Source organism: Sulfitobacter sp., from assembly GCF_036960155.1.
Taxonomy (GTDB): domain Bacteria; phylum Pseudomonadota; class Alphaproteobacteria; order Rhodobacterales; family Rhodobacteraceae; genus Sulfitobacter.
Genome location: NZ_JBALWB010000018.1, coordinates 1 through 14,859, shown reverse-complemented (window position 1 = coordinate 14,859; position 14,859 = coordinate 1). Strand labels below are relative to the sequence as shown.

Below are 14,859 nucleotides of genomic sequence, written 5' to 3'. Positions count from 1 at the left end.
CCTTTAGCCGGCAGGCCGCTTAATCGCCGCCAAACAGATCGCGGGTGAATACCTTGTCTGCAACATCTGCCAGCTCATCGGTCATGCGGTTTGCCATGATAATATCGCATTGCGCTTTGAACACATCCAGATCACGTACCACGCGAGAGTTGAAGAACTCATCCTCTGTCAGGGCAGGTTCAAAGACGATCACTTCAATGCCTTTGGCTTTGATCCGCTTCATGATCCCCTGAATTGAGGACTGGCGGAAGTTGTCTGATCCAGCCTTCATCACCAAGCGGTGCACGCCTACAATACGGGGCACGCGCGCGATGATCTGTTCGGCCAGAAAATCCTTGCGCGTGTGATTGGCATCCACAATTGCGCGGATCAGGTTTTGCGGCACTTCGGAATAGTTGGCGAGCAGCTGTTTGGTGTCCTTGGGCAAGCAATAGCCGCCATAACCAAAGGAGGGGTTGTTATAGTGATCGCCAATGCGCGGATCTAGGCTGATCCCTTCAATGATCTGGCGGCTATCCACACCGCGCGCCATGGCATAGCTGTCGAGTTCGTTAAAAAAGGCCACCCGCATGGCAAGATAGGTATTTGCAAACAGTTTGATCGCTTCAGCCTCAGAGGCATCGGTGAATTTCACTGGAATATCTGTGGCAACGGCCCCCTGCACAAGCAGATCAGCAAAGGTATGTGCCGCCTCTGTGGTGGCACCGACAATGATACGGCTTGGGTGCAGGTTATCATAAAGCGCGCGGCCTTCGCGCAGGAACTCGGGGCTGAACATGATGTGATCGCTGTCCAAATCAAACCGGATCCCTTCGGTGAAACCAACAGGGATAGTAGATTTGATCACGATCTGCGCATTTTCGTTTATATCAAGCGCGCGGGCAAGAACGGCCTCGACGCTGGAGGTGTCAAAGTAGTTGGTCTTTGGGTCGTAATTTGTAGGCGTTGCTACGATGATATAATCGGCATCTGCAAAAGCCGCCACATCATCGGTTGTGGCCGTGAGGTTCAAGTCGCGGGTGGCTAGAAAATCAGTAATATCAGGGTCTGCAATGGGGCTTTTGCCTGCATTGACCAAATCCACTCGGGCTTGGTCAATGTCGACGGCCACCACGGTGTTATGCTGTGCCAGCAATACCGCATTGGACATACCGACATAGCCAAGACCCGCTACTGCTATTTTCATACCAGCCACCGCTTAGAACGTTTGGTCGTAATCACCAACACCAGGTTCGGTGCGGATCACATCATCAACGGCCTTGAAGATCGCCCGCAACTCGGCTTCGCTCTCGCTGCTTTCGCAGACAACCACCAGATTGGGGGTGTTAGAGGAGGCCCGTACCAGACCCCAGCTGCCGTTGTCCAAAATCACACGCGCGCCGTTCACGGTCACAACTTGTGCAACCTTGCGGCCTGCAAATTCGGTCACATTCTTCAGTTTAGAGACGATGCGCTCAAGGATATCGTATTTTTCTTCGTCCGCCGCATAGGGGGACATGGTGGGCATCGCATAGGTCATGGGCAGGGCACGGCGCAGGTCGCTCATGGACATGTCGGGGTTGCGATCCATCAGCTTACAAATCTCTACAGCGACACGCATGCCGCAGTCATATCCGCGCCCAATAGGTTCGGCCAAGAAGTAGTGGCCGGATTTTTCAAAACCCGCCAGAGCGCCAATTTCCTTCACGCGGCGTTTCATGTGACTGTGGCCTGTCTTCCAGTAATCCGCCGTCACGCCATTTGCCTTGAGCACAGGATCGGAGGCATAGAGACCCGTTGATTTTACATCAGCCACAAAGGTGGAGTTGGGATAAATCTTGGACAGATCACGCGCCATGATGACACCAACCTTATCGGCGAAAATCTCTTCGCCCTCGTCATCAACCACACCGCAGCGATCACCATCCCCATCAAACCCAAGCGCAAAATCGGCGCCCGATGCTTTGACGCTATTGGACATGTCGTGCAACATTTCCATGGCTTCAGGGTTCGGGTTGTAGTGCGGGAAAGTGTAATCCAGCTCGTTATGGCTCTCGACGACTTCGACACCCAGACGTTTGAACAGCTCGGGCGCAAATGCCGCCGCCGTACCGTTGCCCGTGGCACATACCACCTTGAGCTTGCGCGTCATTTTGAAGTCACCAACAAGGTCATCAAGATAAGCTTCGCGTACACCTTCAACGAATTCGTATTTGCCGCCGGGCCGCGCAACGCCGCGTCCTTCTAGCACGATGTCGCGCAATTCGTTCATCTCGTCAGGGCCGTGGGTGAGGGGACGTTCAAACCCCATCTTCACACCGGTCCACCCGTTTGGATTGTGGCTGGCCGTGACCATGGCCACCGCAGGGGCGTCCAAATGGAACTGCGCAAAATAGGCCATTGGCGACAGGGCAGGTCCGATGTCTTTGACGTGGATGCCCGCCTGCATCAGTCCCAACATCAGCGCGTTTTTGATGGATAGCGAATAGTCGCGATAATCATTGCCAACAGCGATCACAGGTTCAATCCCACGCGCATGCATTTGCGTGCCTAGCCCCATGCCCAACGCCGTAATGCCGGGTAGGTTGATCGCCTCTGGATATTGCCAGCGTGCATCATACTCCCGAAATCCGGTGGGGGCGATCATCGCATCGCGCAAAAACTCCCATGTATTGGGTGTGACAGTTGGCAGTGGTTTGGGGCTTGATCGGGTCATGGGCGCTGATTTTTCCGTTTGATTGCTTACCTTCCGTCATAGTCGCAATGCTGGGCGGCTTCAATTTCAATCGCGATGTAGGGGGGGGCTGCCTTGTCGGCATTGTGTTGAAGTGTCATCAAGGCACCACACTATATTTGCGGGAAAATTGGTTTTATGAACAAGAACGTGCTTGTTGTCGGCGGTGCTGGCTATATCGGATCACACACTACGCTTGCGTTGCAAGAGGCGGGATACCGCGCAGTGGTCTATGATAATTTCTCTTCTGGTCACCGCGACGCCTGTTTTGGCAGTGCTTTGGTGGAGGGTGATCTGGCCGATACCGCCAAGCTGACCCAAACCATGCAAGAGCATGATATTGGCAGTGTGATCCATTTTGCCGCCCTGATCGAGGCGGGCCAGTCGGTGATCACGCCGCTGCCGTTTTTCCATAACAACGTAGCGGGCACATTGGCGCTGCTGGATGCGATGAACGCGGCGGGGGTTTCGCGGTTGGTGTTTTCCTCAACTGCGGCAGTTTACGGCAACCGGACGGATGTGACCCTGCTGGACGAAGATCTGGCGCGCGCGCCCATCAACCCCTACGGCGACAGCAAGGCAATGGTTGAAACCATTCTGGAATCTTGTGTGAGCGCCCACGGTTTGCAGGCCATCGCGCTGCGGTATTTCAACGCCTGCGGTGCTGATGCACAGGGCCGCACAGGCGAGCGTCACGACCCCGAAACCCACCTGATCCCGCTGGTGATCCAAGCGGCCCAAGGCACGCGGCCACAGATCAAAATCAACGGTACTGATTACGAGACCCCCGATGGCACATGTGTGCGCGACTATATCCACGTGAGTGATCTGGCCTCTGGCCATGTGGCGGCTGTGGGGCATCTGTTGGGGCAAGATACTCCAGGTGTTCAGGCCATCAATCTGGGTACTGGCGCAGGGCAAAGCGTGCGGCAGGTGGTAGAGGCCGTCAAACAGATTTCGGGGTGTGATTTCACTGTGGTTGAGGATGTGCGCCGTGCAGGTGATCCGGCCATATTAGTGGCTGATGTGGCCCGCGCTCATGCGGTATTGGGCTGGCGCGCGGCGCACAGTGATCTGAATACAATTGTGCGCGATGCATGGGCCTTTGCAGAGCAGTCAGCCCGCTAGATATCTTAGGCAGGGCGCAGCACTGCGCGCCCTGCCTGAAACTGATTAAATCAGCAGCAGGTTTGTCTGGTCAAAGCCTTGGACAAATTCCAGCACAATGGTCATGTCTTGTGCGCCGTCGCCGTCGACATCAACCATGAGATTGCCGTGGCCGCTGACCACTTGGAAAATCACGCTGTCTGAATTCCCAATAAAGGTGCTGTTACTGTTAAACGTCAGTGCCGCACCTGAGGTGGTTGTAATGTCTGACAGGTCCACAATATCGGTGCCACGGGCAAAGCCGATGATGGCATCCTGTTCCGCTGTGATAATGCCGGAGTCGTTCACATCCTCAAAGACAAAGTGGTCCGCACCAGTGCCGCCAAACAATTCGTCCGCGCCCAAACCGCCGATGATAAAGTCATCCCCATCGCCGCTGTTGATGGTGTCATTGCCAGCCCCACCGCGCACGGTATCTGCACCGTTTTGAGCAAAGAGCGTATCAGCGTCATCACCGCCATCAAGGCTGTCATCGCCGTCACCAGCTGTCAGCGTGTCCTGACCCGCACCCCCAAGCATGGTGTCATTGCCGATCCCGCCGTTCAGCACATCCGCACCGTCACCGCCGTCCATGCTGTCATTGCCGTCTTCGCCGAGTAGTGAATCCGCGCCCAAACCGCCGAGGATTACATCATCGCCTGTGCCACCCAGCAGGTAGTCGACGCCGTCCATACCAGACAGTGTGTCATTGCCTGATCCACCGGACAGGCTGTTGGCCGCTGCGTCTCCTGTCAGATCATCATTGTGATCCGATCCGGTCAGGTTTTCGATGTTGAACAACGTGTCTCCTGCGGCATCGCCACCTGTATTGACGTTGCTGGTCATGTTGACCGTGACCCCAAGGGTTGATGCTGCATAGTTGGCGGTGTCTGTTCCGACATCGCCGTTCATCGCGTCAGCACCCGCACCCCCATCCAATACGTCGTCATCGCTCCCGCCGTTCAGCGTGTCATCGCCTGCGCCGCCAAACAGCTCGTCAAACCCTGTGCCGCCAACCAGAATGTTGTCCTGCGCATCCCCATAAAGGTCGTCTCCGAAGATCGACCCGATTAGGTTTTCCACATTGCTGAGCACGTCGCCAGCAGCATAGCCGCCTGCCGCTGTGATGCTGCCATCCAGACTGATTGTGACGTTGGCGTTCGAGTTTACATAGGTGACGGTGTCTACACCCGCACCCCCATCAAGGCTGTCTCCGGCAAAGCCACCGTCGATCAAGTCGGCGCCACTGCCGCCCACGATGGTGTTTTCCAGTGCGTTGCCCGTCAGAGTATCGGCCAGCGCACTGCCGCCCAATTGTTCAACGTTATAGATTAGATCGCCCTGCGCATTGCCGCCTGTGCCCATGACACCTGCCAATGATGCGTTCACCGCAGCAGTGGACCCTGTATAATCTACCCGGTCCACGCCGTTCTGGCCGTTGATGGTATCAGCTCCCAGATCGCCAAGGACGGTATCATCGCCTTCGCCGCCAACCAAGCTGTCATCGCCGTCACCGCCCAGTAGGCTGTCATTGCCGTCCTCGCCAAACAGGACATCATTCCCTGCATTGCCATAGATCGAGTCGTTTTCGGTGCCACCAGCAAGGGTGTCATTCCCGTTGCCGCCGCCTATTAGATCGTTGTCAGCGCCGCCGCTGAGCAGATCCTCGCCATTACCACCAATGATCGTATCCGCGCCCGCGTCGCCGTTAACGGTGTCGTTCCCGTCTTCGCCGTACAGCGCATCATCGCCATCCTGACCATAAATGGCATCATTCCCTGCGCGCCCGAGGGCTGTATCATTGCCAGTCCCTCCGGTGAGGGTGTCGTTGCCATTGCCACCATTCATGGTGTCATTGCCAGCGCCGCCATTGATCAGATCATCACCGTTTGAGCCGTAGATTTCGTCGTTGCCATCTTCGCCCGAGAGCGTATCGTTTTCGGAGCCCCCTGCCAGCAGATCATTGCCCGCGCCGCCATACAGCGCATCTTCACCAGAGGCGCCATAGAGTTGGTCGTCGTCATCCTCACCATAAAGGGTGTCATTGCCACCATTGCCGCTGAGCAAGTCATTGCCAGTGCCGCCGCGTGCAAAATCGCTGCCCGCTTGGCCGTACAGGCTGTCGCTGCCCGCATCGCCAAACAGCCGGTCACTGTCGTTCTGGCCATACACGCGATCATCGCCATTGCCGCCGACCATGGTGTCATTGCCATCGCCACCATACAGGCTGTCGTTGTCATCCGCGCCGTTCATCTCGTCATTGCCGCTAGAGCCATAAAGCGTGTCGTCGCCGACATCGCCATAAAGGGTGTCATTGCCGCTGCCCGCACTCAGCAGATCATTGCCTGCGCCGCCGTTCAGAGCATCCGCACCCGCCTGACCGTACAGGCTGTCGTCGCCCGCTTGACCAAACAGCTGATCGTCGCCGTCATTTGAGCTGAGGATGTCATTGCCGTTCCCGCCATCCAGCGTATCGGCGCCGCCGTTCCCGATCAGCTTGTCGTTGCCACCCTGACCGTAGACAGCATCGTTACCCTCTGCACCGTAAGCCGTATCATTGCCCGTACCGCCAACGATGACGTCATTGTCGTCACCCGCATCCAGCACGTCATTGCCATCCGAGCCGTTCAGCGTGTCGCTACCTGTTGAACCATAAAGCGTGTCATCGCCGACATCGCCAAACAGGAAGTCATCATCTGCGCCCGCGCTGAGCAGATCGTCATCCGCCCCGCCATTCAACGTGTCATTGCCAGCTGAACCATAGAGGCTATCTGCACCGGATTCACCGAACAAAACATCAGCACCGTCATTGCCGCTGAGCAGATCATCCTCGTCGCCGCCCTCCAGACGGTCCGCACCGCCGCCGCCAAACAGGCTATCGGCGCCTTCCAGCCCGTAAATCAAATCAGCCCCGTCATCGCCGAAGGCCACATCATTGCCGCTGCCAGAGGTGAGGGTATCATCGCCAATACCACCCTCCAGACGGTCATTGTCAGCGCCGCCATTCAGGCTGTCATTGCCGTCACCACCTTGGATACTATCGCTTCCGTCCTCGCCCGAGATCACGTCCGCGCCCGCATCGCCGTGCAGGGTGTCATTGCCTTCCTGACCAAAGAGCGTGTCTGCATCATCGCCGCCAGAGATCAAATCGTTGCCGATGCCCCCTGACAGGGTATCGCTGCCTGCATCGCCGCGCAGGGTATCAACCCCGTCGCCGCCCACAACAGAGTCGTCCCCCGTGCCTCCATCAATGCTATCAGCGCCTTCTTCACCGTTGATGTCGTCGTTGCCTGCACCGCCCAGAATTGAATCGTCGCCCAACTGGCCGCGCAGCAGATCATCACCGTCATCGCCGTGCAGCGTGTCGTTGCCGTCATTGCCATAAAGGCTGTCTGCATCGCCACCACCGCTTAATTGGTCATCGCCATCCCCACCGATGATATCATCAAGGCCCAATCCGCCCATGATCGTGTCGGCGCCCGCTTCGCCGTTGACGCTGTCATTGCCGTCACCGCCCTCAACGATGTCATCGCCATCCTGACCGTTCAGCATGTCGTTCCCATCGCCGCCCTCAAGGCTGTCATTGCCTTCACTGCCAAACAAGCTGTCGTCACCCGCATCGCCGCGCAGGGTGTCATCGCCTTCAGCACCGATCAATTGGTCCTGACCCTCGCCACCATCTAGGCGGTCATTGCCGACTTCGCCGTTGATTTCATCGTTGCCTTTGCCACCCAACAAGGTGTCATTACCGTCCTGGCCCGAGATTTTATCGTCGTCATCACCACCATCGACACTGTCGTCGCCGCCGCCTGCAAGGATGTCATCGTTCCCTGCGCCGCCCAATACGGTATCGTTACCCGCACGGCCGTAAACATCAGCTTCGATCTTGTCGTCGCCCGCGCCGCCATCCAGATAATCACCGCCACCACTGCCGATGATCTCATCGCCAAAGGCCGACCCGATGACGCCTTCGATTCCGTCAAGGAAATCACCCTCTGCCGTGGTGCCCGTGACACCGGGCAGGTTTTCACCGCGCCATGTGCCAAGCTGGAGCAAAATAGCGCCTGTCGAACCTGCATAGGTGACCGTATCAAACCCTGCACCACCATAAAGGATGTCATGGCCCAAACCGCCGTCCAGCAGGTCATTGCCCGCACCGCCACGTAGAATGTTAACCCCACTGTCACCGGTCAGGGTGTCATTACCATCCGTACCTGTGACGTTTTCAAAGCCAACAATTATGTCCCCTACGGCATCGCCGCCTGAAGCCGCCTGTGTCGACAGATCGACATTCACCGCATCTATGGAGCTATCATAGGAGAGGGTGTCATTGCCGGTGCCGCCCGTCAGACTATCGCTGCCGTCACCACCCTCAATGAGGTTGTCATCGCTGTCACCCGTCAAGGTATCAGCAAATTGCGTACCAATCAGGCCTTCGATGCCTGTGACGTTCGCAGGCAAAGCATCCAGCGCAAAATTGGTTCCTGCCGTAAGCCCCTGATGTGATAGGTCCAGTACGTCCGTCCCGTCGCCGCCATCAATTGTGGTGTTGGTGCCGCTGCTGCGCAACGTGTCATCCCCAGCACCCCCAAGGAGCGCATCGTTCCCGTCAGAGCCATCGAGCAGATCGTCGCCCTCACCGCCGTCCAGAGTGTCGTTGCCGATACCACCCGCCAGCTTATCATTGCCCACATCGCCATTGAGCACGTCGTCGCCGCTGCCGCCTACCAGCGAGTCATTGCCCCAACCGCCGTCAAGGAGGTCGTCGTCATCGCCGCCTGATAACCCGTCATCGCCGTCTTTGCCCAGCAGCGTATCATTACCTGCCAAGCCGACAAGCGTATCCGCGCCCGCTTCACCCGTCAGGGTGTTGGCCGCCGCCGTGCCTGTTAGGGCATCATCAAATTCAGAACCGCTCAGGTTGGTTATCCCGCTCAGGACATCCCCCTGTGCATGGCCGCCCGTCGCAGTGCCGCCGTCCAGATCAACCGATACGCCTGCATTAGACCCTGTATAGCTGGCCGTATTGGTGCCGGTGCCGCCAGCCAGTGTATCTGCGCCGTCGCCGCCCAATAGGGTGTCATTGCCACCATTGCCTGAAATGCTGTCGTTTCCTGCAAGTCCTGTCAGCAGGTTGCCGTTGTCATCCCCGCTTAGGATATCGCCCAATTCCGAGCCCTCAAGCGCCTCGATAGAGCCATAGCTGTCGCCGGCCGCATCGCCAGTATTGCTGCCCGCTGCGGCAAGCGAGGCAGTCACACCTGTGCTTGCGTCTTTATAGGACGCGGTATCAAAGCCCGCGCCACCCACAAGGCTGTCTGCGCCCGCGCCGCCGTGCAAGGTATTGTCCAGATCATCCCCTGTTAGCGTATCGGCATAGGCCGAGCCGAGGATTTTTTCGACGTTCTGGATGCGGGCCTCAGACAGGTCCGCAGCGGATGCAGAAGTGCTGGTGCGCATATCAATGGCATCCACACCCGCGCCACCATCAATGGAGTTTGTTGCGCCGTAAATTGCGATGCTGTCATTGCCGTCGCCGCCCAGAATTGTATCTGAACCACCCCAGCCATAAATCAGATCATCGCCCGCGCCGCCCTCGATGCGGTTGCCGCTCACCGATCCCAGCAGGGTGTCGTTGAAATCTGATCCCGTGACCCCTTCGATGCCAGACAAAACATCGCCCGCGGCATGGCCGCCTGATGTTGCAAGCGTGCGCAAGTTAACAGCAACGCCTGCATTCGACATCGTGTAAGACGCGGTATCAACGCCTGTGCCGCCTGTGATTGTGTCTGCACCTGCGCCGCCCTCTAGCGTGTCATCGCCTGTGCCGCCGTTCAGTTGGTCATCGCCGCGCATCCCGAACAGCTGGTTGTCCAAACTGTTGCCTGTCAGCGTGTCGTTGCCATCGCCCGAAACCGCGCCTTCTATTCTGTTTGTATCGCCCGTGCCGATGGTGCCAAACGTTTGTGCCGCACCCGTGCCAACGGTGCGCTGCAACAATCCACCTGCATTCAGGTCAAGTGCCAGATCACCCGTCATCGCCGCTGCATTCACCCAGTCGTTATCCCCGAGGGTGCTGTCCGTGATCGCAAGGTCCAGGCGGTCAGCGTATTGTGTGTCAAACACTTCGTTGGTGAAGTGATAGACCTCGTCATCATCAGCCTCAGAGCCGTAAACATCCAGCTCGACCTGCTGAACAACGCCTACATCCACGCCGTTGTTGACGACTTCGATCAGCCATGTGCCATTGGGGTCTTCGCCGCGCAGGGCGTTGACCGCAAACTCCCATTGCAGGCCGATGTCAGACACTTCCTCATAGGCGAAATTCGAAGAGGAGATGTCGTGCAATGCAACCCGCGTGCCCGAGGGTGAGATCAGATAGATATCAAGCTCTTGGAAGTGGGCGTGCTGCAGTGTGATTGTGACGGTGACATACTCAAGCTCGATGTCGACACCCGCCAGCGATATTCCGCGGAAGGAAGACTGCGGTGCGGCGACCGTGCCTGCGGCGATGGTGGAGTTGCTGTTGTCCAGAACCGTATCGGTCTGTTCATTGGCACTGACCTGTGCATCGTTGAACAGGGTCCAGACCTCTGCCATGCGCACCGCGACATATACATCTGCCGCGCCGTATCCGTAGTCTTCGGAGAAGTGCAGCCCGCCGCCGTTCCAGCCCGTGGCCCCATTGGTATACCAGCTGAATTTCTCGGTTGAGTTGGCCTGCGGAGTGCCGCCAATATCAGTGCCCACGTGGTGCGAGGAATGGGCCAATACGTTTTGCACATCCCGCCAGCCCAGCATTTCGTTGGCTTCCAGCATCAGCGAAACAATGCCCGAAATCTGTGGAGTGGCCGCCGAGGTGCCGCCGAAGTAATCAGTATACCCGTCGTTGACCAGATCGTTCTGGCTACCGTCAGTATCCTCCCAGCCGTAACCACCCGATCCAACCACATCAGTGGACAGAATACCTGTGCCATAGTCGCGGATGTGCGCCGCAAACAGGGAGGTATCATCAAGGTCGAAATACACATCCGTCGAGGACAGGAATTGGCCCAGAGGCTGGTTTACCCGCGATAGGGAGGACACCAGCAACGAAGCGCCGCGCGACACATAAGGTGTGACCTGACTTTCCAGCGTGGTAACGCCGTCCAGCAATGTAATCTCTTCGCTATAGGCCCCTACCACAACGGTCATCCGCGAAGCCGTGCGCATATCGGTGCCTGCATTGGCCTCTGCGGCGGTGGTGGTGGCGGCCAGAATATCATCGATATCTACGCTAGGGGGGGTGACGGCAGGATCATCACCCGCATTCAGGAACCCTGACGAGACGTAGTCGATGACATAGTCGTCATTTTCATCACGCAGAATGGAAATGCGCTGCGCCGTGCCGTTGTGGTTGTAATACAGATCGTCATAGCCATTGCCTGCAGCCATCACCATAACCGTACCAAGACCATCACGCCCTGTGGTTGTCAGATCTTGGATTGCGGCCAGCTGCGCGGTAATTTCAGCGGAATTGGCCAGCGTCTGGTTATAGGTGGAATCCGTGTGCCAGCTGGAACTGATCACATCGAACTGCCCAAACCCCTGCATGATTTGCGACATCAGCGGTGCATCGCGATCAGCCACATCATCGGCAAATGCAGTGGAGCCATCCCCGTCATAGTCAAAAAACACATCTACCGAAGACAGCGTGGCACCATGTGCGATCCCCACCGTGCCTTCGCCATTATCAGCAGCGGCAATAATCCCGGCAACAGAGTTTGCGTGGTTTTCTGTGCGCTCGTTGTTGGTGACCTGAATAATCGCTCCGTCAGGGGTTTCGATCGTGATGTTTGTATCGGCGTCAAACCTGTCTTCCCACTCAGAATGCTCCCGATCAACCGAGCTGTCTGTTACCCCAACATGGACACCAGCGCCGCTATACTCATCCCAGATCGTTTCGATCCCAAGCGTGCCATATCCCAGACTTAGGGACAGGTAATTGTAGTGCCATTGGAATGTGTAGAGGGAGTCTGTGGGGGTGTAGGTAGGCATAAGTTGAGTATCCGATAGTTAGGTGACGTCCTGCGCGATTTTTCGCTGACTGCATGATCGAAATGCACGCCAGCAAACGCCGAAATTATTTAGCAAATTAAGTAGCAGTAGACTTAGACATGAGTATGTTGGTCAAGGCGGTTTTTCGCTTGCTCTTAAAGATGTTGCAGAAACCGTTTTGTGTAAATTAAACTGCTGATTAGCATAGGATTTTAGATTTGAAGTAAGTACTTGAAATGGGGTCTGTTTCAAAGGCTTGTGGTGAGTGGGCCTGCAGACCAAAGCTGCGCGGCTTGCAATAACAGTCAGATCAATGCCTGACCCATCGGCTTTTTGAGGGTATGGAAAACCTTACCATAAGGTTAAAAAAGAGTTGATTTATTGAAAATATGGCTACAATGTGCCCAGCATAACACCAATTTTCAGGTGTTTTGATGCCACGATACACGCCTACTTTTACAGGGCCTCTGTTTATACTTTTGACCATTTGAACCGATCCAATTTTTAAACGACAGCGCCAAAGTGCTGCACATTATTTTAAAAGGGAGACATCCCATGAAAGACATTAAACGCATCCAGTCTGATGCCGTTATTGAGAATAAAGCTTAACCAACGCCTAAGGCTGGTCTGCACCGGCTGATTTGCGACTGGTTTGTTACCCGAAATAAAAAACAACTCGGGTCATATCCTACACAGACGCCCATCAAATTATGAACACTGGGCGCATCACTACGGGGGGACGACAGCGGACTGTATCAAACGTTTTGACACAGTAATCCATCACGCAAGCAGCTGCCTGCTTTGGATACCAAACCATTCATTTTTACAGCACGGCCTTTTTGGGGCCGATAACAGACATCAACGTCTTAAAAGTACATTTATTAAGGAATATTATTATGGCTACTCCAGCAACATGGCTCGGTGAATTTCAAGTAAACACAGGCATAGCAGACACAGTTGGCGTCAGTGATGCCCAAACAATCGGCCTCAGCAACGGCAACATTTTGGTCGCATGGACTGAAAGTGGCACCACCGGCGCTGGGACGACGGCGGGTTTGGATATCATCGGCAAGATATATGACGGTGCAGGCAATCTGGTGCGCGACAGCTACCGCATTAACACTGTTCGTAACGCTGACGAAGAGAGCGATTTTGACATAGCCGCAACAAATGATGGCGGCTTTATGCTGGTATATGTTGATAATGACGGGTCAGATTCCTCCGTTATGTGGGAGCGCAAGAACGCTGCTGGTAATCAACTAAACTCGCGCGAGATCGTCTCGGAAACGGGTTCCGGTGATTACGACAATCCGCAGATTGCCGTGAACAACATCGATAACTCGTCCTATGTGACATTTACCTCGTTTAATCCTAGTAATATTATTGATCCCGCTGACGAGGATGTACTGGCTGTCCGGCTGAACTCTACTGGTACGATCACCACCGCAGTGTTTGAAGCAGCCCAAGACGCCCTTATTTTCAGCGGCGATGATCAAACGCAAAACGATGTAGCAATTAACACCAACGGTGAAATGATCTCGGCTTATGTCGATGAAGGCACGGTTAAGGTGGATGTTTACAACACTGCCGGCACACTTTTGCACACGGCAACAGTGGACACCAACGGCTCCCCCAGTGATCCGCAGGTTGCTACCCTGTCGGGTGGCAATATCGTGGTCACATGGACCGACGATATCGGAGGCGGCTCATCGGGCGATGTGAACCATGCTGTGTTCAACTCTAATCTGGGCGTCGTTCAGGGGAAAGTAGCCGTCAACAATGTGGATGCCAATGAATCCGCAATCGTCGCTTTGCCCAACAATGAATACCTTATTGTCTGGGATGATGACAGCGCGGGCAACAACATCGTGGCGCGGAAGTTTAACTTTGACGGGTCCCCTGATGGCTCTGTCTTTACCGTCGATACCTCAGCGGGCGTATCGCCTGATATTGGGGTAACAGGCGACGGGCGTGTTATCTTTGCATGGGAAAGTGGCGACAACGTCTTCAGCTCTATCTGGGACCCCCGTGATGGCAGTATCAACACAATCACCTATGACAACCCACAAGAAAACTTTGTGGATGGTGATATTATCTGGGCAAAAACCACAGGCGGCACCGTCTTTGGAGATTCCGGTACAGCAGACCGGATCATCGGCGGTGCGGGAGCGGATAATATCTTTGGTAATGGTGACAACGACACATTGGAAGGAGGTGCTGGCAACGACACAATTGATGGCGGTTCTGGCAATGATTCAATTGATGGCGGCTCGGGCATTAACTTGCTTAATGGCGGTTCTGGTAACGATTCAATTGATGCTGGCGGTGGCCTTAGCACGGTCAATGGCGGCGTTGGCAACGACACGATTAATGGCGAAGGCGGTTTCAACACGACCTTGAACGGCGGTGACGGCGATGATGTGATTTCGGGTGGGTTCAGCGCCCAGGTCATCAATGGTGATGCTGGCAACGACACGCTGTATGGTGACGATTCAACGCCAACTTCGGGTGTTGGTGATACTATCGACGGCGGTGACGGCGATGACTCGATCGTCGGTGCCAATGGTGGTGACGACTTTGAAGGGGGGAATGGCGCCGACACCATACTCGGGGGCGGCGGTAACGACACGATCTCGGGCGGCAGCGGCGCGGATAGTCTGGACGGTGGCGATGGCATCGATACTGCAGATTATTCATACTATGGAGGGGCAGGTAATTATAACCTTGGCACAGGCCTCGCTACATTTGCAGGGTTCCCATCCGAAACCATGGTGAACTTTGAAAACCTGATTGCATCAGGTGGCGATGACACAATCACCGGATCATTTGACGCAAATAATCTCAATGGCGGTAACGGCAACGATATCATCAATGGCGGGTCTGGCATCGACACGATTGAGGGCGGTAACGGCAACGACACCATCAATGGCGGGTCTGGCAAAGATGATGTCAGTGGTGGCCTT

5 protein-coding genes are annotated in these 14,859 nt (G+C 55.7%); 2 read left to right on the top strand and 3 right to left on the bottom strand.

Going from position 1 to position 14,859, the window contains the following annotated elements:
- Positions 1-19: 19 nt before the first annotated feature.
- Both V7775_RS22310 and V7775_RS22305 read right to left on the bottom strand, forming a co-directional pair.
- Positions 20-1,186: a nucleotide sugar dehydrogenase gene (locus V7775_RS22310; RefSeq protein ID WP_335754145.1), complete on the bottom strand. Its 1,167-nt coding sequence runs from the start codon at positions 1,184-1,186 to the stop codon at positions 20-22.
- A gap of 12 nt (positions 1,187-1,198) precedes the next feature.
- Positions 1,199-2,695 (bottom strand): phosphomannomutase/phosphoglucomutase, encoded by a 1,497-nt coding sequence (locus V7775_RS22305; protein ID WP_335754144.1) that lies wholly within the window; start codon positions 2,693-2,695, stop codon positions 1,199-1,201.
- Positions 2,696-2,851: 156 nt separating this feature from the next.
- Here V7775_RS22305 and galE point away from each other — a divergent pair, with 156 nt between their 5' ends.
- Entirely contained in the window at positions 2,852-3,841 is a 990-nt protein-coding gene (gene galE, locus V7775_RS22300; protein ID WP_335754143.1) for a UDP-glucose 4-epimerase GalE, read from the top strand.
- A 45-nt stretch (positions 3,842-3,886) separates the two neighbouring features.
- Here galE and V7775_RS22295 read toward each other — a convergent pair whose 3' ends face one another.
- Positions 3,887-11,896 (bottom strand): S8 family serine peptidase, encoded by an 8,010-nt coding sequence (locus tag V7775_RS22295; RefSeq protein WP_335754142.1) that lies wholly within the window; start codon positions 11,894-11,896, stop codon positions 3,887-3,889.
- Positions 11,897-12,792: 896 nt separating this feature from the next.
- Between V7775_RS22295 and V7775_RS22290 the strand changes: the two genes are divergently transcribed.
- On the top strand, positions 12,793-14,859 hold a 2,067-nt coding region (locus tag V7775_RS22290), incomplete at its 3' end, for a calcium-binding protein (RefSeq protein ID WP_335754141.1).